The organism is Gemmobacter caeni (genome assembly GCF_003054195.1).
Lineage (GTDB): Bacteria > Pseudomonadota > Alphaproteobacteria > Rhodobacterales > Rhodobacteraceae > Gemmobacter > Gemmobacter caeni.
The window spans coordinates 48,159-64,917 of sequence record NZ_QBKP01000017.1; the positions used below are offsets into that span (position 1 = coordinate 48,159).

The 16,759-nt window shown below is 67.3% G+C and carries 17 protein-coding genes; 11 read left to right on the forward strand and 6 right to left on the reverse strand.

Annotated elements, in window-relative coordinates; all coding sequences use genetic code 11:
* Positions 1–5 precede the first annotated feature (5 nt).
* The 6 genes from hutI (at position 6) to C8N34_RS20330 (ending at position 7,426) form a co-directional block, all read left to right on the forward strand.
* On the forward strand, positions 6–1,193 hold the full coding sequence (gene hutI / locus C8N34_RS20305; RefSeq protein WP_242013859.1) for an imidazolonepropionase: 1,188 nt from the start codon (positions 6–8) through the stop codon (positions 1,191–1,193).
* Positions 1,183–2,715 carry a histidine ammonia-lyase gene (gene hutH / locus C8N34_RS20310; protein ID WP_108130285.1) on the forward strand — a complete coding sequence of 511 codons (1,533 nt, stop codon included), beginning with the start codon at positions 1,183–1,185 and terminating at the stop codon, positions 2,713–2,715. Before hutI ends, hutH begins: the two co-directional genes overlap by 11 nt.
* Positions 2,712–3,851, forward strand: coding sequence for a CaiB/BaiF CoA transferase family protein (locus C8N34_RS20315; RefSeq protein WP_108130286.1), 1,140 nt, complete (start codon positions 2,712–2,714; stop codon positions 3,849–3,851). The genes hutH and C8N34_RS20315 overlap by 4 nt, the downstream gene beginning before the upstream one ends.
* Positions 3,844–4,983: an acyl-CoA dehydrogenase family protein gene (locus tag C8N34_RS20320; RefSeq protein ID WP_108130320.1), complete on the forward strand. Its 1,140-nt coding sequence runs from the start codon at positions 3,844–3,846 to the stop codon at positions 4,981–4,983. The genes C8N34_RS20315 and C8N34_RS20320 overlap by 8 nt, the downstream gene beginning before the upstream one ends.
* A gap of 11 nt (positions 4,984–4,994) precedes the next feature.
* On the forward strand, positions 4,995–6,677 hold the full coding sequence (gene hutU, locus C8N34_RS20325) for a urocanate hydratase (protein WP_108130287.1): 1,683 nt from the start codon (positions 4,995–4,997) through the stop codon (positions 6,675–6,677).
* 95 nt (positions 6,678–6,772) lie between these two features.
* Positions 6,773–7,426 (forward strand): flavin reductase family protein, encoded by a 654-nt coding sequence (locus C8N34_RS20330; RefSeq protein ID WP_054303246.1) that lies wholly within the window; start codon positions 6,773–6,775, stop codon positions 7,424–7,426.
* On the opposite strand, the gene C8N34_RS20335 is transcribed toward C8N34_RS20330, so the two are convergent.
* From C8N34_RS20335 to C8N34_RS20345, 3 genes are read right to left on the reverse strand one after another with little or no spacing between them, the layout of a single operon-like run.
* Positions 7,427–7,951: a gamma carbonic anhydrase family protein gene (locus tag C8N34_RS20335; RefSeq protein ID WP_108130288.1), complete on the reverse strand. Its 525-nt coding sequence runs from the start codon at positions 7,949–7,951 to the stop codon at positions 7,427–7,429.
* Positions 7,948–8,583 carry a guanylate kinase gene (gene gmk / locus C8N34_RS20340; RefSeq protein ID WP_108130321.1) on the reverse strand — a complete coding sequence of 212 codons (636 nt, stop codon included), beginning with the start codon at positions 8,581–8,583 and terminating at the stop codon, positions 7,948–7,950. Before gmk ends, C8N34_RS20335 begins: the two co-directional genes overlap by 4 nt.
* A gap of 2 nt (positions 8,584–8,585) precedes the next feature.
* Positions 8,586–9,479: a YicC/YloC family endoribonuclease gene (locus tag C8N34_RS20345; protein ID WP_108130322.1), complete on the reverse strand. Its 894-nt coding sequence runs from the start codon at positions 9,477–9,479 to the stop codon at positions 8,586–8,588.
* Between the two features lie 139 nt (positions 9,480–9,618).
* Between C8N34_RS20345 and C8N34_RS20350 the strand changes: the two genes are divergently transcribed.
* Complete coding sequence (locus tag C8N34_RS20350; protein ID WP_108130289.1) at positions 9,619–10,311, forward strand: PAS domain-containing protein; 693 nt, start codon at positions 9,619–9,621, stop codon at positions 10,309–10,311.
* Here C8N34_RS20350 and C8N34_RS20355 read toward each other — a convergent pair.
* Positions 10,291–11,211: a CehA/McbA family metallohydrolase gene (locus C8N34_RS20355; RefSeq protein WP_108130323.1), complete on the reverse strand. Its 921-nt coding sequence runs from the start codon at positions 11,209–11,211 to the stop codon at positions 10,291–10,293. The genes C8N34_RS20350 and C8N34_RS20355 overlap by 21 nt on opposite strands.
* Before the next feature lie 70 nt (positions 11,212–11,281).
* On the reverse strand, positions 11,282–12,424 hold the full coding sequence (locus C8N34_RS20360; protein ID WP_108130290.1) for an alpha-D-ribose 1-methylphosphonate 5-triphosphate diphosphatase: 1,143 nt from the start codon (positions 12,422–12,424) through the stop codon (positions 11,282–11,284).
* A 134-nt stretch (positions 12,425–12,558) separates the two neighbouring features.
* Between C8N34_RS20360 and C8N34_RS20365 the strand changes: the two genes are divergently transcribed.
* From C8N34_RS20365 to C8N34_RS20380, 4 genes are all read left to right on the forward strand, one after another.
* Positions 12,559–13,071, forward strand: coding sequence for a flavin reductase family protein (locus C8N34_RS20365; protein ID WP_054303271.1), 513 nt, complete (start codon positions 12,559–12,561; stop codon positions 13,069–13,071).
* A 107-nt stretch (positions 13,072–13,178) separates the two neighbouring features.
* Positions 13,179–13,520, forward strand: coding sequence for an ArsR/SmtB family transcription factor (locus C8N34_RS20370; protein ID WP_054303250.1), 342 nt, complete (start codon positions 13,179–13,181; stop codon positions 13,518–13,520).
* A 76-nt stretch (positions 13,521–13,596) separates the two neighbouring features.
* Positions 13,597–14,898 (forward strand): vanadium-dependent haloperoxidase, encoded by a 1,302-nt coding sequence (locus tag C8N34_RS20375; RefSeq protein ID WP_199750718.1) that lies wholly within the window; start codon positions 13,597–13,599, stop codon positions 14,896–14,898.
* Positions 14,895–16,460 (forward strand): CRTAC1 family protein, encoded by a 1,566-nt coding sequence (locus C8N34_RS20380; protein WP_108130291.1) that lies wholly within the window; start codon positions 14,895–14,897, stop codon positions 16,458–16,460. The genes C8N34_RS20375 and C8N34_RS20380 overlap by 4 nt, the downstream gene beginning before the upstream one ends.
* A 31-nt stretch (positions 16,461–16,491) precedes the next feature.
* On the opposite strand, the gene C8N34_RS20385 is transcribed toward C8N34_RS20380, so the two are convergent.
* Entirely contained in the window at positions 16,492–16,743 is a 252-nt protein-coding gene (locus tag C8N34_RS20385) for a DUF2312 domain-containing protein (protein ID WP_054303252.1), read from the reverse strand.
* Positions 16,744–16,759 lie beyond the last annotated feature (16 nt).

Consider the following 16,759-nt stretch of genomic DNA (forward strand, 5'->3'; position numbering starts at 1 on the left):
GCGCGATGATTCTGACCAATGCCACAGTAGCGACGATGACGGGGGGCTATGGCCTGATTCCCGAGGCCGCCATTGTCCTTGAAGGCGACCGCATTGCCTGGGTCGGGCCGATGGGCGACCTGCCTGCCTCGGCCGCACCTGTCACCGATCTGGGCGGACGGCTGGTGACGCCGGGCCTGATCGACTGTCACACCCATCTGGTGTTTGGCGGCAATCGCGCACGGGAATTCGAGATGCGGCTGACCGGCGCCTCTTACGAAGAAATCGCCCGCGCCGGCGGTGGCATTGTCTCGACCGTAAGCGCAACCCGCGCGGCATCAGAGGACAGCCTGCTCGCGCAGGCTCTGCCCCGGCTGGACCAGATGCTGACCGAGGGCGTGACGCGGACCGAGGTCAAATCGGGCTATGGCCTGGACATCGAGACCGAGCTTCGGATGCTGCGCGTGGCGCGGCGGCTGGCCACCCTGCGCCCGGTGCGGATCAGCACCACCTTCCTTGGTGCCCATGCCATTCCGGCCGAATACAAAGGTCGCGCCGATGATTACATCACCGAACAGGTGATCCCCGCCCTGCACCGCGCCCATGCCGAAGGCTTGGTCGATGCGGTGGACGGTTTCTGCGAGGGTATCGCTTTTTCCCCCGACCAGATCGCCCGCGTCTTTGCCGAGGCACGCGCATTGAACCTGCCCGTCAAGCTTCATGCCGAACAATTGTCGAACCTGCATGGCGCGGCGCTGGCGGCGCGGCACGGGGCGCTGAGTGCCGACCATCTGGAGTATCTGGATGCCGAAGGCGCGCAGGCCATGGCAGCGGCGGGTACGGTGGCGGTGATCCTGCCCGGCGCCTTCTACGCCCTGCGCGAAACGCAGCTTCCGCCCGTGGCGGCGCTGCGCGCGGCAGGGGTCGACATGGCAGTCGCGACAGATTGCAACCCCGGCACCGCGCCGATGACCTCGCTCTGCCTTGCCATGAACATGGCCTGCACCCTGTTCCGCCTGACACCGGAAGAGGCGCTGTCCGGCGCCACCCGCATCGCCGCCCGCGCACTGGGTCAGACCGAGGAAGGCCGGATCGCGCCCGGCTTCCGCGCCGATCTGGCGATCTGGCAGGCCCGGCACCCGGCAGAACTCGCCTATCGCATCGGGGCCACGCCCCTTCACGCCCGCATCTTCGGAGGCCAACTTGACGCCTGAAATCCTGATCCCCGGCCAAACCACGCTTGACCAGCTTGAACGGCTGTGGCGCACCGAAGCCCCGGCGCGTCTGGCACCCGAGGCCCGCGCAGGCGTCGAAGCCGCCGCAGCCAGAATCGCCGCCGCCGCCGCGGGCGACGTGCCGGTCTATGGGGTGAACACCGGCTTCGGCAAGCTGGCGAGCCTGAAGATTGCCGCACAAGATACTGCAACGCTTCAGAAAAACCTGATCCTCAGCCATTGCTGCGGCGTGGGCGACCCGATGCCCCGCGCCACCGCGCGGCTGATGATGGCGCTGAAGCTGCTGTCGCTGGGCCGTGGTGCCTCGGGCGTGCGGTGGGAGGTCGTGGCGATGCTGGAGGCGATGCTCGACAAGGGCGTGACCCCGGTGATCCCGGCGCAGGGCTCGGTCGGCGCCTCGGGTGATCTGGCTCCGCTGGCACATATGGCCGCCGCCATGCTGGGCGCTGGCGAGGCAGAGTTCGCAGGCCAGGTAAAACCCGCCGCCGAAGCCCTTGCCGATGCTGGTCTTTCGCCGATCACACTTGGCCCGAAAGAAGGGCTGGCGCTGATCAACGGCACGCAGTTTTCCACCGCCTATGCGCTGGCCGGCCTGTTTGGCGCCTGGCGTGCGGCCACGACCGCGCTGACTGTCTCGGCCCTCTCCACCGATGCGATCATGGGATCGACCGCGCCCCTGCGGCCGGAAATCCATTCGCTGCGCGGTCACGTCGGACAGATCGAAGCCGCCGCCTTCATGCGCGCGCTGCTGGACGGGTCGGAGATCCGCGAAAGCCACCGCGAAGGCGACAGCCGGGTGCAGGACCCTTACTGCATCCGCTGCCAGCCGCAGGTGACCGGCGCCGCGATGGACATTCTGCGCCAGGCCGCCCGCACGCTGGAGATCGAGGCCAATGCCGCCACCGACAATCCGCTTGTGCTCAGCGACGGGGCCATTGTCTCGGGTGGCAACTTCCACGCAGAACCCGTTGGTTTTGCAGCAGATATGATCGCCCTTGCGCTCAGCGAGACCGGCGCCATCGCGCAGCGCCGCGTGGCGCTGATGGTAGACCCGACGCTCAGCTTCGACCTGCCGCCTTTCCTGACGCCGAACCCCGGCCTCAATTCGGGCCTGATGATCGCCGAAGTCACCACCGCGGCGCTGATGAGCGAGAACAAGCATCTGGCCCACCCTTGCGTCACCGACAGCACGCCGACCTCCGCCAATCAGGAGGATCACGTCTCCATGGCTGCGCATGGCGCGCGGCGGCTGGGGCGCATGGTCGACAACCTGAACGTCATTCTGGGGGTCGAGGCGCTGTGTGCCGCGCAGGGCGTGGAATTCCGCGCACCGCTGGCGACCTCTGCACCACTGGCGGGGGTGGTGGCGCGGTTGCGGACGGAGGTTCCGTCGCTGAAAGACGACCGCTACATGGCGCCCGATCTGGCTACCGCTGCGCGTCTGGCCGGCAGCGGCGCACTGGTGGAGGCGGCGGGCATTGCGCCCCCGGCGCTGGCATGAAGCCGCTGGACGGCCTGCGCGTGCTCGATCTGACCCGCGTTCTGGCGGGTCCGTTCTGCACCGCGCTGCTGGCCGATCTGGGCGCTGAAATCATCAAGCTGGAGCCGCCCTCAGGCGATGACTACCGCCATATCGGCCCCTTCGTGCAGGGTGAAAGCGCGCTGTTCACGCTGGTGAACCGGGGGAAGCAATCCATCGTTCTGGATCTGAAATCCCCGGCGGATCAGGCGCTTGCCCGCGACATTGCGCTGCAGTGCGATGTGGTGGTGGAAAACTTCCGCCCCGGCGTCGCTTCACGTCTGGGGCTGGGCGCCGAGGATCTGCGCGGGGCGAAACCGGGGCTGATCTATGCCTCGATCTCCGGCTTCGGCCAGTCTGGCCCGGCAGCACACCTTCCGGCCTATGATCTTGTGGCGCAGGCCATGTCCGGCCTGATGGCCGCAACGGGCGAGGAAGGCGGCGCGGCCCTGAAGGTGGGCGAAAGCTACGGCGATCTGATGGCCGGTCTTTACGCAAGCTGGGCCATCCTCGCCGCGCTGCACCAGCGTGACCGCACTGGAGAAGGCGCCATGATCGACGTGGCAATGTTTGACGCGCTGTTCTCCCTGCTGCCCACCAGCCATGCACTGCATTTCTACGCCGGGAAGGCGCCCGCGCGCACCGGCAACCGTCACCCGTTGTCCACCCCCTTCGGATGCTTCGCCTGCGCCGACGGGCAGGCGGTGATCGCGGTGCTGGGCGATGGTCAGTGGCAGCGGCTTTGCGCCCTGATCGGCGTGACGCCCGCACCGCATCTGGCAACGGATGAGGCCCGCACCGCGCATGAACCCGAGGTCCGCGCGATGATCGAAGCCTGGACCAGCCCGCGCCCAATGGCCGAAGTGGTCGTCGCCCTTGCTGGCGCGGGCATCCCCACAGCCGAGGTGCAAACGCTGGCGCAGGCGGCGGAAAGCCCCCATGCGCAGGCGCGCGGGCTGGTCAGCGACCTGCCGCATCCGGTGCTGGGGCATGCCAGGACCATCGGGCAACCCGTTCGCTTCAATGGCGAAAAGCCGATCTCCTCCACCTCCGCGCCGCAGCTTGGCGCCGACCGCGCCGCGATCCTGCACCGCCTTGGACTTGCCGACCATGACTGACCTTTTCCATATGCTCAGCGACGAGGAACGCGCCTTCCTCGACATACTCGCCCGCTTCTGCGCGCAGGAACTGGCGCCGAAAGCCGCCGCGACAGATGAAAGCGGCGCCTTCGTCCATGACCAGCTCGCGGCGCTGGCCGCGACCGGCATGATGGGTGCCAACCTGCCAGAGCCCTGGGGCGCGGGGATCAGCGCGCAGGCGCTGCTCAGGGCGGTCGAACTTGTGGCGGGCGGCTGCGGGTCCACCGTCTCGGCGCTGACCGCGCATTACCTTGCTACCGATTCCATCCTGATCGGCGGCACCGGAGCTCAGCGCGATCACTGGCTGCCCATGGCCGCCGAAGGCACCACGCTGGGGGCCTTTGCGCTGACCGAACGCAACGCCGGGTCCGACCCCGCCGATATGCGCACCCGTGCCAGCCGCACCGCGACCGGCTGGCACCTCAAGGGCGCCAAATGCTTCATCTCCAACGGCGGCGTGGCCGATTTCGTCATCGTCTACGCCGTCACTGATCCGGCCAAAGCCCACAGGGGCATCAGCGCCTTCCTCGTGCCGAAAGGCACTCCCGGCCTGACGCCCGGCCGCGCCGAACGCACCATGGGTCTGCGCGGCGGCCATGTGTGGGAACTGGATCTGGATTGCCACCTGCCGCCAGAGGCGTTGCTGGGTGACGAAGGCACCGGCTTCCGCACCGCGATGAAGGTGCTGGACAATGGCCGGGTCGAGGTCGCCGCCATGTGCATCGGCATCGCACAGGCAGCGCTGGACGCCGCCGTGGAGTGGAGCAAGACCCGCATCATCGGCGGCGAGCCGCTGGCCAATCGTCAGGGCATCCGCTGGCAACTGGCCGACATGGCGCTGGACCTGCGTTCTGCCCGCCTTCTGGCGCTGGAGGCCGCGCGCCAACGCGCCCTCGGCCTGCGCTTCAGCGAGGCCGCCAGCATGGCCAAACTCGCTGCCTCCGAAATGGCCGGGCGCGTCACCGATGGCGCGCTGCAACTGCATGGCGGCTATGGCTACACCGCCGATTTCCCGCTTGAACGCCACGCCCGCGATGTCCGCATCATGCGGATCTACGAAGGCTCTTCCGAAATCCAGCGCGGCATCATCGCCGCCCATCTGCTCGCCTGAGGATCTCTTCCATGAACAGCCGTCACAACACCCGCGACATCTATCCGCCCACCGGCACCACGCTGAATGCAAAGAACTGGCAGGCCGAAGCGGCGCTGCGCATGCTGATGAACAACCTCCACCCCGATGTGGCGGAAAACCCGCATGAGCTGGTGGTCTATGGCGGCATCGGCCGCGCCGCCCGGACGTGGGAGGATTTCGACCGCATCTGCGCCGCGCTGAAGGATCTGGAGGCCGATGAAACCCTGCTGGTGCAATCGGGCAAACCCGTCGCCATCGTGCGCACCCATGCCGATGCCCCCCGCGTGCTGATCGCCAATTCGAACCTTGTGCCGCATTGGGCGACATGGGAACATTTCAACGAATTGGATCGCAAGGGCCTGATGATGTACGGCCAGATGACCGCCGGGTCGTGGATCTACATCGGCACCCAAGGCATTGTGCAGGGCACCTACGAGACCTTCGCCGAGGCCGGACGCCAGCATTACGCAGGCGATCTGACCGGCAAATGGGTGCTGACCGGCGGTCTTGGCGGCATGGGCGGCGCGCAGCCGCTGGCCGCCGTGATGGCCGGGGCCTGCTGCCTCGCGGTCGAGGTGGACGAGACCCGCATCGACTTCCGCCTGCGCACCCGCTACGTTGATGCCAAGGCGAAAACGCTGGATGAGGCGCTGGCGCTGATCGCCGACTGGACGGCGAAGGGCGAAGCCAAATCGGTGGGCCTGCTGGGCAACGCCGCCGAGGTATTCCCCGAACTCCTGAAGCGCATGAAGGAGGGCGGCCCCCGTCCCGACATCGTGACCGACCAGACCTCCGCCCATGACCCGCTGCATGGTTACTGCCCGGCGGGGTGGAGCGTGGGCGACTGGCGCGCCAAACAGGAAACCGCGCCTGTCGAAGTCGAACGCGCCGCCCGCGCCTCGATGAAACAGCATGTCGCGGCCATGGTGGGCTTCCATGAGGCCGGTGTGCCCACCCTCGATTACGGCAACAACATCCGCCAGGTGGCCAGGGACGAGGGGCTGGAAAACGCCTTCGCCTTCCCCGGCTTCGTCCCCGCCTATATCCGCCCGCTGTTCTGCAAGGGCATCGGCCCGTTCCGCTGGGCCGCGCTCTCCGGCGACCCCGAGGACATTGCGAAAACCGATGCCGCGATGAAGAAACTCTTCCCGGAAAACAAACACCTGCACCGCTGGCTTGACATGGCGGGCGAACGCATCGCCTTCCAGGGCCTGCCCGCGCGCATCTGCTGGATCGGCCTTGGCGACCGCCACCGCGCCGGGTTGATGTTCAACGAGATGGTTGCCAGCGGCGAACTCAAGGCCCCCGTGGTCATCGGCCGCGACCACCTCGACTCGGGCTCCGTCGCCTCGCCCAACCGCGAGACCGAAGCCATGCGTGACGGCTCGGATGCTGTGTCGGACTGGCCGCTCCTGAACGCGCTGACCAACACCGCCTCGGGCGCCACCTGGGTCAGCCTGCATCACGGCGGCGGCGTCGGCATGGGCTTCTCGCAGCATTCGGGTGTGGTGATCGTGGCCGACGGCACGCCCGAGGCCGCGAAACGCCTCGAACGCGTGCTGTGGAACGATCCGGCCTCTGGCGTCATGCGCCATGCCGATGCGGGCTATGACATCGCACTCGATTGCGCGCGCGATCACGGGCTGCGCCTGCCCGGCATCCTCGGCAATTGAGCTTCCTGCTTCTTGCCGAAATACTCCACGGGGGTCCGGGGGTGTGAAACCCCCGGTCCGCACCGGAAAACCCGCGCCAACGGAAGGAACCTTACATGCATTACGCTCCGGGGTCCGAACCCTGCCCGCTGCCCTATTCCCCGTTCAAGGCCTGCACCGTGCCGCGTCCGATCGGCTGGCTGTCCACCATCTCGAAAGCCGGGGTCGCCAATCTCGCGCCCTACAGCCAGTGGCAGAACCTGACCTTCGATCCGCCGATGGTGATGTTCGCCGCCAATCAGTATTCCGACGGCCGCCGCAAACATACCGTGATCAATGCCGAGGAAACCGGCTGGTTCGTCTGGAACATGTGCACCTATGACCTGCGCGAGGCAATGAACCAGAGCGCGGTGGAATGGCCCGAGGGTGACGATGAATTCCTGCGCGCGGGCGTCACCGCCGCACCCTGCATCGACGCGCCGGGGCCGCGCGTGGCCGAAAGCCCGGCGCATTTCGAATGCCGTTACCTCTCCACCCACCGCCTGCGCGGCAATTCAGGGCACGGCTGGGTCGATGTGGTGTTCGGCGAGGTCGTGCGCATCCATGTCGCCGATCATGTGCTGACACCGGATGGCAAGCTGGATTACGCGAAAATCCGGCCGCTCGCCCGCGTCGGCTATCACGATTACACCAGCTTCGCGGAGACCTTCACCATGCCCATCCCCGGCGCGACCGGCGCCGCAGCGGCGGGGCTGGAAGGCAAAGCCTGATCAGCCCGCGACCGGCTTCATCCCGGCCCGGAACCGCGCCGCATTGGCGCGGTAGCCTTCCGCAGATTTCAAGAGCCGCGCCCGCGCGGCCTCGTCCAGCACCCGCACCACCTTGCCCGGCGCGCCCATGACCAGACTGCCATCGGGGATTTCCTTCCCCTCGGTGATCAGCGCCCCGGCGCCGATCAGGCAACCCTTGCCGATCTTCGCGCCATTCAGCACGGTGGCCCCCATCCCGATCAGGCTGCCGTCGCCGATGATGCAGCCATGCAGCATCGCCTTGTGCCCAATCGTGCAGTTGGCGCCGATGACCAACGGATAGCCCATATCGGTATGCAGCACGCAGTTTTCCTGCACATTAGACCCGGCACCGACGCGGATTTCCTCGTTGTCGCCGCGCATGGTCACGCCGAACCAGACCGAGGCGCGCGCTTCCAGCACCACCTTGCCGATCAGATTGGCATCCGGCGCCACCCAGGCATCCGGGGCGATCTGCGGCGCCACACCGTCAAGCTCATAGATCATCGCGCGTCAAACTCCCTGTTCAGGCCGCGCACAAACTCCGACAGGCCGGGCTGACGGTCGCGGCGCATGCGTTCGGCCCTGAGGATCGTCACCAGCTCCTCGAAGGCCCGGTCGATGTCATGGTTGACGATGACGTAATCATATTCCGCCCAATGGCTGATCTCGTCACGGCTTTTCGCCATGCGGCCCGCGATCACCTCGTCGCTGTCCTGCGCGCGGCCGCGCAGGCGGCGGTCAAGTTCGGCAATCGAGGGCGGCAGCACGAAGATCGACACCACATCACGGCCAAGGCTGGAGTTGCGGATCTGCTGCCCGCCCTGCCAGTCGATGTCAAAGAGCGTATCGCGCCCCTCAGCCATCGCGGTTTCCACCGGCCCCTTGGGCGAACCGTAGAAATTGCCGAACACCTCGGCATGTTCGAGCATTTCGCCCGCCGCCGCCATCGCCTCGAATTCAGCGCGCGATTTGAAGTAATATTCGCGCCCGTCCACCTCGCCCGGACGCGGCGCGCGGGTGGTGGCGGAAACCGAAAACCGCAGCGTTGGATCCCAGTCCATCAGCCGCCGCGCCAGCGTCGATTTGCCCGCCCCCGAGGGCGACGAGAGGATAAGCAGCAAACCCTTGCGCGTCATGGTCATTCCACGTTCTGAACCTGTTCCCGCATCTGGTCGATCACCGTCTTGAGGTCAAGCCCGATGCGGGTCAGCCCGATATCCTGCGCCTTGGAACACAGCGTATTGGCCTCGCGCATGAATTCCTGCATCAGGAAATCGAACTTGCGCCCGACGCTGCCGGGTTCCGCCAGCAGCTTGCGCGCGGCCTCCACATGGGCGGCAAGGCGGTCCAGTTCCTCGGTCACATCGGTTTTCACAACGATCAGCGCCAGTTCCTGCGCGAGTCGCGTCTCATCCGCCGCCTCGGCGGCCTCCAGCAGGCGCCCGACCTGCGCGCGCAGCGCCTCGGCCTGACGGGTGCCGCGCAGGCCCGCCTGGGCTGCGGCCTCGGCGCGCAATTCCGCGATGCGGTCGATCTGGCCCGCGATCACCGTATGCAGCGCAGCCCCTTCCGCCGCACGCGAAGCGGCGAAATCGGCCAGAAGCGGCGGCAGATCGGCCAGGATCGCGGCGCGCAGCGGTGCGGTATCTTCCTCTGCCCCGCCGCTTTCCACCACGCCGCGCCAGGTCAGCACATCGGCGGGTGACGGTTGCGTCAGCGTCACGCCGGTTTCCATCGCCGCTGCCTCCACCGTCGCCAGCGCGCCCAGCACCGCGCGCAGCGTCGCCTGATTGAGCCGCAGCGCCTCGGCCTCCGGCGCATCACGGGTGACGCGCAGGCTGAGGCTCACGTTGCCGCGCCCCAGTGCCCGGCCCAGTTCGGCGCGCAGCGCCTGTTCCAGACCGTCGATCCAGTCCGGCACGCGCAGCCGCAGGTCCAGCCCCTTCCCGTTGACCGAGCGCAGATCCCAGATCCAGCCCGCCCCCGCGCCCTGCCCTCTGCGGGTGGCAAAGCCCGTCATGGAATGCGTCATCATCTTTCTCCGATCGGCCCTTCGCGGGCGGTGCATTTAACCATTTGTATAGATTCCCGCTCCGAAGGCCACAAATCCCTGTATGTTAATTCCCGGGTAAGCAATTTGGCCCGCAGCACGCACTGGCGGAGGAAAGGCGATGGCATTGCGGTTTTTCGGGAATGGTCCGGGCGGATCGGGCGAGGACAGCCAGCCCCCCGGCGCCGGTTGCGCCGCGATGATTGCCGAAGTCCGGGGCTACTGGCAGGCTTTGCGCCGCGACGGGGCGCTGCCGCTCCGCGCCGAGATCGACCCGCGCGGCATTGCCGGGGCGCTGAGCGGCGCCTTTCTGGTGGAACGCATCGCACCCGGCGTCGGGCGTCTGCGCATCGCGGGCAGCAGCTTCACCGAGCTTCTGGGCATGGATGCGCGTGGGATGCCTCTGTCGGCGGTGTTCGATCCGGTGGCCCGCAACCGGCTGGCGGTGGCGCTGGATCAGTGCTTTCTGCGCCCCGCTATCCTTGACGCGCCACTGGCTGCGGAAACAGGGCTGGGCCGCCCTGCCCTGACCGGAAGGATGATCCTGCTGCCGCTGGCCAGCGATGGCACCCGCGCCGAAACGGCCCTGGGATGCCTTGCGCTGTCGGGCACGGTGGGGCGGCAGCCGCGCCGCCTGATCACCGGTGCCCTGTCCCCCGAGTCGGTGGACCCCGGCGCCCCCGACCTGCGCGCGCCCGCACTGCGGATGCTGGAGGCCGCCGGGCCGCAATTCGCGGTCAGGCCCACGCGCAGCGGCACCTCCTATCTGCAACTGGTCGATCTGGACGAGACCTCAGCGCCGCACCGGGTTTGACCAGGCCCGCCGCCCGGCCGCATCAATCACCGTGACGCGCAGCCAGGGCGAGGCGCCCAGCCGCTCAAGCGGCACTTCGGCGCGGGTCATCGACTGGCCATGTACCGCCTTCGCCCCCGTTCCCGCGCCCTGCACGATGACCGAGACAACGGCAGAGCTTTCCACGATCACCCGGTTGCCTTCGACCACCACATCACGCAGTTCCGGGCCTTGTGAACTGTAGAACTGTCCCGACTTCAGCGCCGCCAGCAGCGCCTCGGGCGTGTTCTCGGTGGCCTTCACCATGACCCAGCCGCCAAAGTGATCGGGTTCGGAAAAATGCGCATCATCGGTTGCTATCAGGCTGAGGTCACGCCCCTCGGTCAGCAACAGATCGGCGATGGCAAAGCCGTCCGGCCGGTCGCAGCCCATGGCGCAACCGTGGTTGTAGACCTCGACCGCATGGGCCGCCGTCAGGCTGCGCGCATCCGCCAGCGTCAGGCCCGACCATTGCGGATGAGCGATGGCGACGAAGGCCCCCGCCGCCACGGCGCGGGCGGCAATTTCCGGCCCCGTCTCCATCCCCGGCTGCACACGGAAGTCCGGCGCATTGCCCGGCGCGAAATCCGGCGGCAGGCCAACGGCGAGGATATGCCACAGCTCGCCGTTGGACATCGGGCCGGAATGCAGTTCCGCCCCGATCAGCGTGGTGAAGCCCTCGGCCCGGAACGGCACAGTGTCAGCAACGGGATAGCCGAAGCAGCCGACGAAGTGATCGGTCAACGCCATGAAATCATACCCTTCCGCCCGATAGCGGCGGCAAACTTCCTCTGGTGGCAGAGCCCCGTCCGACAGGTTGGAATGGGTGTGCAGATTGCCGCGCCAGAAACGGCCGGGGGTGGAAAAGGCGGAAAGACGCATCGAAACCTCCATGTTGCCGCCGATCCTGCCACCGTTTCATGGCAGGCGCATGACCGGGGGCGACATCGGCTCAGGCCACACGCTGCCCCGCGACCCAGGTGCCGCGCAGCAACACCGTGGCGCCATGGCGGCGGAAGCGGACCAGATCGGCCCGCAACCCCGGCACCAGCCGCCCGCGATCCGTCAGGCCCACCGCCGCTGCCGGCGCCGCCGTCACCGTGGCAACCCCGCGTGGCAGATCAGACCACAGATCCCCCAGCCGCAGCGCCGCCAGCAGCAGGGCCGCAGGAACATAATCAGACGACAGAATGTCCAGACAGCCCGCAACCGCCAGCGTTTCGGCGGCCACATTGCCCGAATGCGACCCGCCCCGGATCACGTTCGGCGCCCCCATCATCACCGCGATTCCCGCCGCCTGACAGGCCCGTGCGGCCTCTGGCGTGGTCGGAAATTCGGCAAAGCGCGCACCATGTGCGGCGGACTGCGCAACATCCGTGCCGGCGGTATCATCATGGCTCGCGAGATGCGCGCCCAGCCGCCGCGCCGCCGCAACCGCCGCAGCCTCATGCGCCGCGCCCACCTCGGCCGAAAGCGCCAGACGGTCGGCGACATGTGCGTCAAACTCGGCCTCGGTGAAGCCATGCTTGCCCATCAGGTAATGCCGCAGTTGCGTCAGGTCGCGGAACTGCCGCTGGCCGGGCGTATGATCCATCAGGCTGACAATGCCCACACCATCGGCCGCGCCGAACTTGGCCAGTTCCTCCGGCAGGGTTTCCGAACAGATCTCGGCCCGCAGATGCAGCAGGTGGTCGATCTTCAGCACCCCCGCCATGCGCAGGCCCAGAATGTCATCGGCCAGCGCGCGGGCATATTCGCCATACCGCCCCTTCTTGCGCGAGGGCAAGGACCCCACCCGCAAGGCATCGAAAACCGTGGTGATCCCGCAGCCCGCAAGCTCGGCATCATGGGCCAGAATCGCCGCCTCATGCGGCCACGGCACTTTGGGGCGCGGCTCGGTGTGGCGTTCCAGATTGTCGGTATGCAGTTCAATCAGACCCGGTGCCAGAAAATCGCCGCCGCAATCCAGCGCACCGGGCGGCAGATCGGCGCCTTCGCGGATTTCGGCGATGCGCCCTTCCGCAACCACCAGTGCGCCGCGCACCAGCCGGTCGGGCAGAACCAGAACCGCATTGCCCAGAATGAAATCACCCATCGTTGCCCTCGTCCGCCGCCTGTGCCCCTGCCTACCCTGCCGCGCCCGGCAGGAAAAGACCGCCGCCCGGCCTTGCTCTGCCCGCTGCAATGCCGCAAAACGGGACCATCATGTCCGAGGCAGGAAACCGCAGCATGACGGCAGAGCTTACCGACCCGGTGCTGGTTCCCGGCCCCGAAACCGCGCGCAGTTTCCGCGATGCGCTGGGACGCTTCGCCACCGGGGTGACACTCGTCACCACCGAAGGGCCGAACGGGCCGCTGGGCTTTACCGCCAACAGCTTTGCCTCTGTCTCGCTCGACCCGGCGCTGGTGCTGTGGTCGCCCGCCCGCAGCGCGAGCCGCTTTCCCGCTTTCGCCGCCGCCCGCCACTATGCCATCCATATCCTCGGGGTGGATCAGTTCGACCGGATCGCCGCGTTCGGGCGCGGTGGTCCCGGCTTCGCCGACACCCTGCCCGACCGCAATCCCGAGGGTGTGCCGCTGATCCCCGGCGCGCTGGCGCGGTTCGACTGTGAACAGCACGCTACCCATGACGGGGGGGATCACCTGATCATCGTCGGGCGCGTACTGCGCTTCAGCCTGCGCGACGGCGCGCCGCTGGTGTTCAGCCAGGGTGCCTGGGGCGGTTTCGCCCATGGTGGCTGAGTGCCGCATTTGCAAAATGGACCACATCTGCATATCTTGATGCGAGCGACTGGTCCGAGGTGAACATGAACGCATCCGCACTGACCCCTGTGGAACCCGAAGGCGGGATGGAGCCGCTTGAAGGCTGCGGCGGGCTTTCGGCCGAAGAGATGATGGTGCAGGCCACGGCAGCAGCCGGGTTCCTGAAGGCGCTGGCACATGAGGGCCGGCTGATGATCCTGTGCCACCTGCAAGCGGGCGAGAAATCGGTGACCGAGCTGGAGCACCTTCTGTCCTCGCGGCAGGCCGCCGTCAGCCAGCAGCTTGCCCGGCTGCGGCTGGAGGGGCTGGTCAGTTGCCGGCGCGAGGGGAAGGTCATGTACTACTCGATCCAGGACCCCAAGGTCGCCACTGCCATCGGCATGGTCTATGAGCTGTTCTGCCAGCCGCCGGTCGTCCCGGCAGGCTGATCCCCGCACAGACGGCGTTTGACTTTTCGCTGGCCGCACCCGACAAGGTGTTAGCGCCAACGGGGAGGGAAGCGCCATGTTCCAGCGATTTGTCGCCATGATGATGCTGTGTGCGGGGCTGCTGTTGCCCGCAACAGCCCGCGCCGAGCAGCCATCTGCCGCCGAGGTGATGACAGGCTGGTATCGTCTGGTTCTGGAGCTTGTCCGCCACACCCCGACCTATTCCCCCCCTGTCGCCGCCCGCGCCTTCGGCTATCTGGGTGTCACGACCTGGGAAGTGCAGGTCGCCACCGCTGACAGCGGAGCCAGCCTTGCGGGGCAGCTGAACGGGCTGTCACCGCTGCCTGATCTGCCCGCAGGACTGGACCCGGCCATCACCATGCAGGGTGCCCTTGCCCGCGCCGTGCCCTATTTCTTTGGCAATACCGGCCCGACCGGGCAACGCGCCATGGCAGCGATGGAAAAGCGGCTGACTGACCGGCTGGGCGCGGACCGCGATGCCGCGCTTGTGGCCGAAAGCCTGGCCGCCGGGCAGCGCATAGCCGATCACATCATCGCCTGGTCCGAAGGCGACGGCGGCGCCAGGGTCGAGAACATGGGGTTCCCCGAAACCTATACGCTGACCCCCGGTCCCGCGCATTGGGTGCCGACTTCGGCCATTGTGCAGCAACAGAAACCGCTGCTGCCCGACTGGGGCCGCAACCGGCCCTTTGCCATGCCGGAAGGCAATGCCTGCCCGCTGCCCGCGCCGCCCGCCTATAGCGAGGCGCCGGGGTCTGCTTTCCACGCCGAGGCGCAGGAGGTCTATGACACCTCGCGCAGCCTGACGCCCGAACAGCTTGCCATCGCGCGCTTCTGGTCGGACGATCCGATGCTGTCGCCTACCCCGCCCGGCCACTGGCTGACCATCCTGCTGGATCAGGCGGAGGCTGCCAATCTGTCCGATGACCGGCTGGCTGAAGGCTTGGCACGGCTGGGCATCGGCATGGCCGATGCATTCATCGGCTGCTGGCACAGCAAGTTCGAATTCGATCTGGTGCGCCCCATGACCTATATCCGCCGCGTGATCGACCCGGCATGGGAGCCGCAGCTGATCACCCCGCCTTTCCCCGAATACCCGTCAGGCCACAGCACCCTGTCCGGCGCGGCGGCGGAGGTGATGACGGCAATCTTCGGGGAGGATCACGCCTTCGACGATGGCACGCATGAGGATGATGGCCTGCCCGCCCGCCATTTCGCCGATTTCCGCGCGGCAGCGCAGGAGGCGGCGATCTCGCGCCTGTATGGCGGCATTCACTTCCGCGCTGCCATCGAACGCGGTCTGGCACAGGGCGCCTGCATCGCAACCCATGCCAACGCGCTGAGGATGCGGCAATGACCGCCCGCGCCCTGCTGGTGCTGGCTCTGGGTACCCTGCCCGCACAGGCCGAAACCCCGGCGGTGCCCCGGTTCGAAGCCTACACCGGCGGCCCGGAACACAGCTTCACCGGCGAATGGCAATATATGGTCGGCGGCGGCGTCGCGGCTTTTGACTGTTCAGGCGACGGGCGGCCCGAGTTGTTCATGGCAGGCGGCACCGCCCCCGCGAGCCTCTGGCGCAATGACAGCACGCCCGGCAAGCTGGCCTTCACCCCGCTCGATAGCCTCGAAACCGCGCTGGAAGGTGTGACAGGCGCATGGCCCGTCGACATCGACAGCGACGGCATCACCGACCTGGCGGTGCTGCGCGTTGGCGAAAATCGCCTGTTGCGGGGCTTGGGCGGCTGCCGGTTTGAACCGGCCAGCGCGCTATGGGGCTTCGACGGGGGCGACGCCTGGTCCACCGCCTTCGCCGCCACATGGGAGACAGGCAGCGCCTTCCCCACACTCGCCATCGGCAATTACATTGACCGTGCGGAAGAGGCTTTCCCCTGGGGAAGCTGCACCGACAACTGGCTGCACCGTGGCACCGCCACCGGCTTTGCCCCGCCGCTGGCGCTGACGCCATCCTATTGCAGCCTGTCCATGCTGTTCACCGACTGGAACCGCAGCGGACGACCCAGCCTGCGGGTGTCGAATGACCGTGAATATTACAAGGGCGGGCAGGAACAGCTCTGGCATCTCGACCCCGGCGCGGCGCCCCGGCTTTACACGCCGGACGAGGGCTGGCAGCGGCTGCGGATCTGGGGCATGGGCATCGCTGGCGCCGATCTGGATGGCGACGGCTATCCGGAGTTTTACCTCACCTCGATGGCTGACAACAAGTTGCAGGTGCTGGTGCAGCCCGGACCGGACGCCCCGCCGCGCTACCGTGACGATGCCTTCCCGCGCGGTGCCCATGCCCAGCGGCCCTATACGGGCGGGGATGTGCGGCCCTCGACAGCCTGGCACCCCGAGTTTGCCGATGTGAACAACGATTGCCTTGCCGATCTGTTCGTGGCCAAGGGCAATGTCTCGGCCATGCCGGATTTTGCGGCGGACGACCCGAACAACCTGCTGCTGCAACGCGCCGACGGCACGTTTTACGAGGCCGGGGCTGCGGCGGGTGTGGCGTCGATGAAGGTGGCGCGTGGCGGCGCCGTTACAGATCTGGATGGCGACGGCTGGCTGGATCTGGTGGTGGTAAACCGCAATGCCCCGGCAGAGATCTGGCGTAACACCGGCACCGGGGCGCCCGGCACCTGGATCGCGCTGCGCCCGGAACAGCCCGCACCGAACCGCGACGCCGTAAATGGCTGGGTGGAAGTGCGGAGCGGAGGCAAAACCCAAAGGCAGGAAATCACCGTGGGCGGCGGCCATGGCAGCGGGCAACTTGGCCCGCGCCATTTCGGCCTTGGCACCGCATCAGAGGCCGAAGTGCGGGTGATCTGGCCTGATGGCACGGCGGGCGACTGGACGACACTGGCCGCCGGTCAGGTCTGGCACCTGCCGCGCGGCGGCAGCCCCGCCCCGGCGCCGTAAGACTGCCCCGCCGGACAGGCGGGGCCGGTCATCACTGCATGCCCAGAGCCTGCTTGTAGATTTCCAGCACCGCTTCTTCCTCGGCCAGCTGGTCCTTGTCTTTCTTACGCATGGAAATGATCGACCGCAGCGCCTTGGTGTCATAGCCCCGGCCCTTGGCCTCGGCATAGACTTCCTTGATCTGCTCGGCGATGTCCTTCTTTTCCTGCTCCAGATGCTCGATCCGTTCGACGAACTGGCGCAGTTCGTCGGCGGTCACCTCATACGAGTCTTGTTGGCTCATCTTGCTCTTCCTCTTG

Excerpts from the sequence above, each read along its gene's own strand:
- hutU (WP_108130287.1), top strand. The coding sequence starts at position 4,995 with ATGAACAGCCGTCACAACACCCGCGACATCTATCCGCCCACCGGCACC.
- gmk (WP_108130321.1), bottom strand. The coding sequence starts at position 8,583 with ATGACGCGCAAGGGTTTGCTGCTTATCCTCTCGTCGCCCTCGGGGGCG.
- C8N34_RS20350 (WP_108130289.1), top strand. The coding sequence starts at position 9,619 with ATGGCATTGCGGTTTTTCGGGAATGGTCCGGGCGGATCGGGCGAGGAC.
- hutI (WP_242013859.1), top strand. The coding sequence starts at position 6 with ATGATTCTGACCAATGCCACAGTAGCGACGATGACGGGGGGCTATGGC.
- C8N34_RS20385 (WP_054303252.1), bottom strand. The coding sequence starts at position 16,743 with ATGAGCCAACAAGACTCGTATGAGGTGACCGCCGACGAACTGCGCCAG.
- C8N34_RS20315 (WP_108130286.1), top strand. The coding sequence starts at position 2,712 with ATGAAGCCGCTGGACGGCCTGCGCGTGCTCGATCTGACCCGCGTTCTG.
- C8N34_RS20365 (WP_054303271.1), top strand. The coding sequence starts at position 12,559 with ATGACGGCAGAGCTTACCGACCCGGTGCTGGTTCCCGGCCCCGAAACC.
- C8N34_RS20380 (WP_108130291.1), top strand. The coding sequence starts at position 14,895 with ATGACCGCCCGCGCCCTGCTGGTGCTGGCTCTGGGTACCCTGCCCGCA.
- C8N34_RS20370 (WP_054303250.1), top strand. The coding sequence starts at position 13,179 with ATGGAGCCGCTTGAAGGCTGCGGCGGGCTTTCGGCCGAAGAGATGATG.
- C8N34_RS20330 (WP_054303246.1), top strand. The coding sequence starts at position 6,773 with ATGCATTACGCTCCGGGGTCCGAACCCTGCCCGCTGCCCTATTCCCCG.
- C8N34_RS20360 (WP_108130290.1), bottom strand. The coding sequence starts at position 12,424 with ATGGGTGATTTCATTCTGGGCAATGCGGTTCTGGTTCTGCCCGACCGG.
- C8N34_RS20335 (WP_108130288.1), bottom strand. The coding sequence starts at position 7,951 with ATGATCTATGAGCTTGACGGTGTGGCGCCGCAGATCGCCCCGGATGCC.
- C8N34_RS20355 (WP_108130323.1), bottom strand. The coding sequence starts at position 11,211 with ATGCGTCTTTCCGCCTTTTCCACCCCCGGCCGTTTCTGGCGCGGCAAT.
- C8N34_RS20345 (WP_108130322.1), bottom strand. The coding sequence starts at position 9,479 with ATGACGCATTCCATGACGGGCTTTGCCACCCGCAGAGGGCAGGGCGCG.
- C8N34_RS20375 (WP_199750718.1), top strand. The coding sequence starts at position 13,597 with ATGTTCCAGCGATTTGTCGCCATGATGATGCTGTGTGCGGGGCTGCTG.
- C8N34_RS20320 (WP_108130320.1), top strand. The coding sequence starts at position 3,844 with ATGACTGACCTTTTCCATATGCTCAGCGACGAGGAACGCGCCTTCCTC.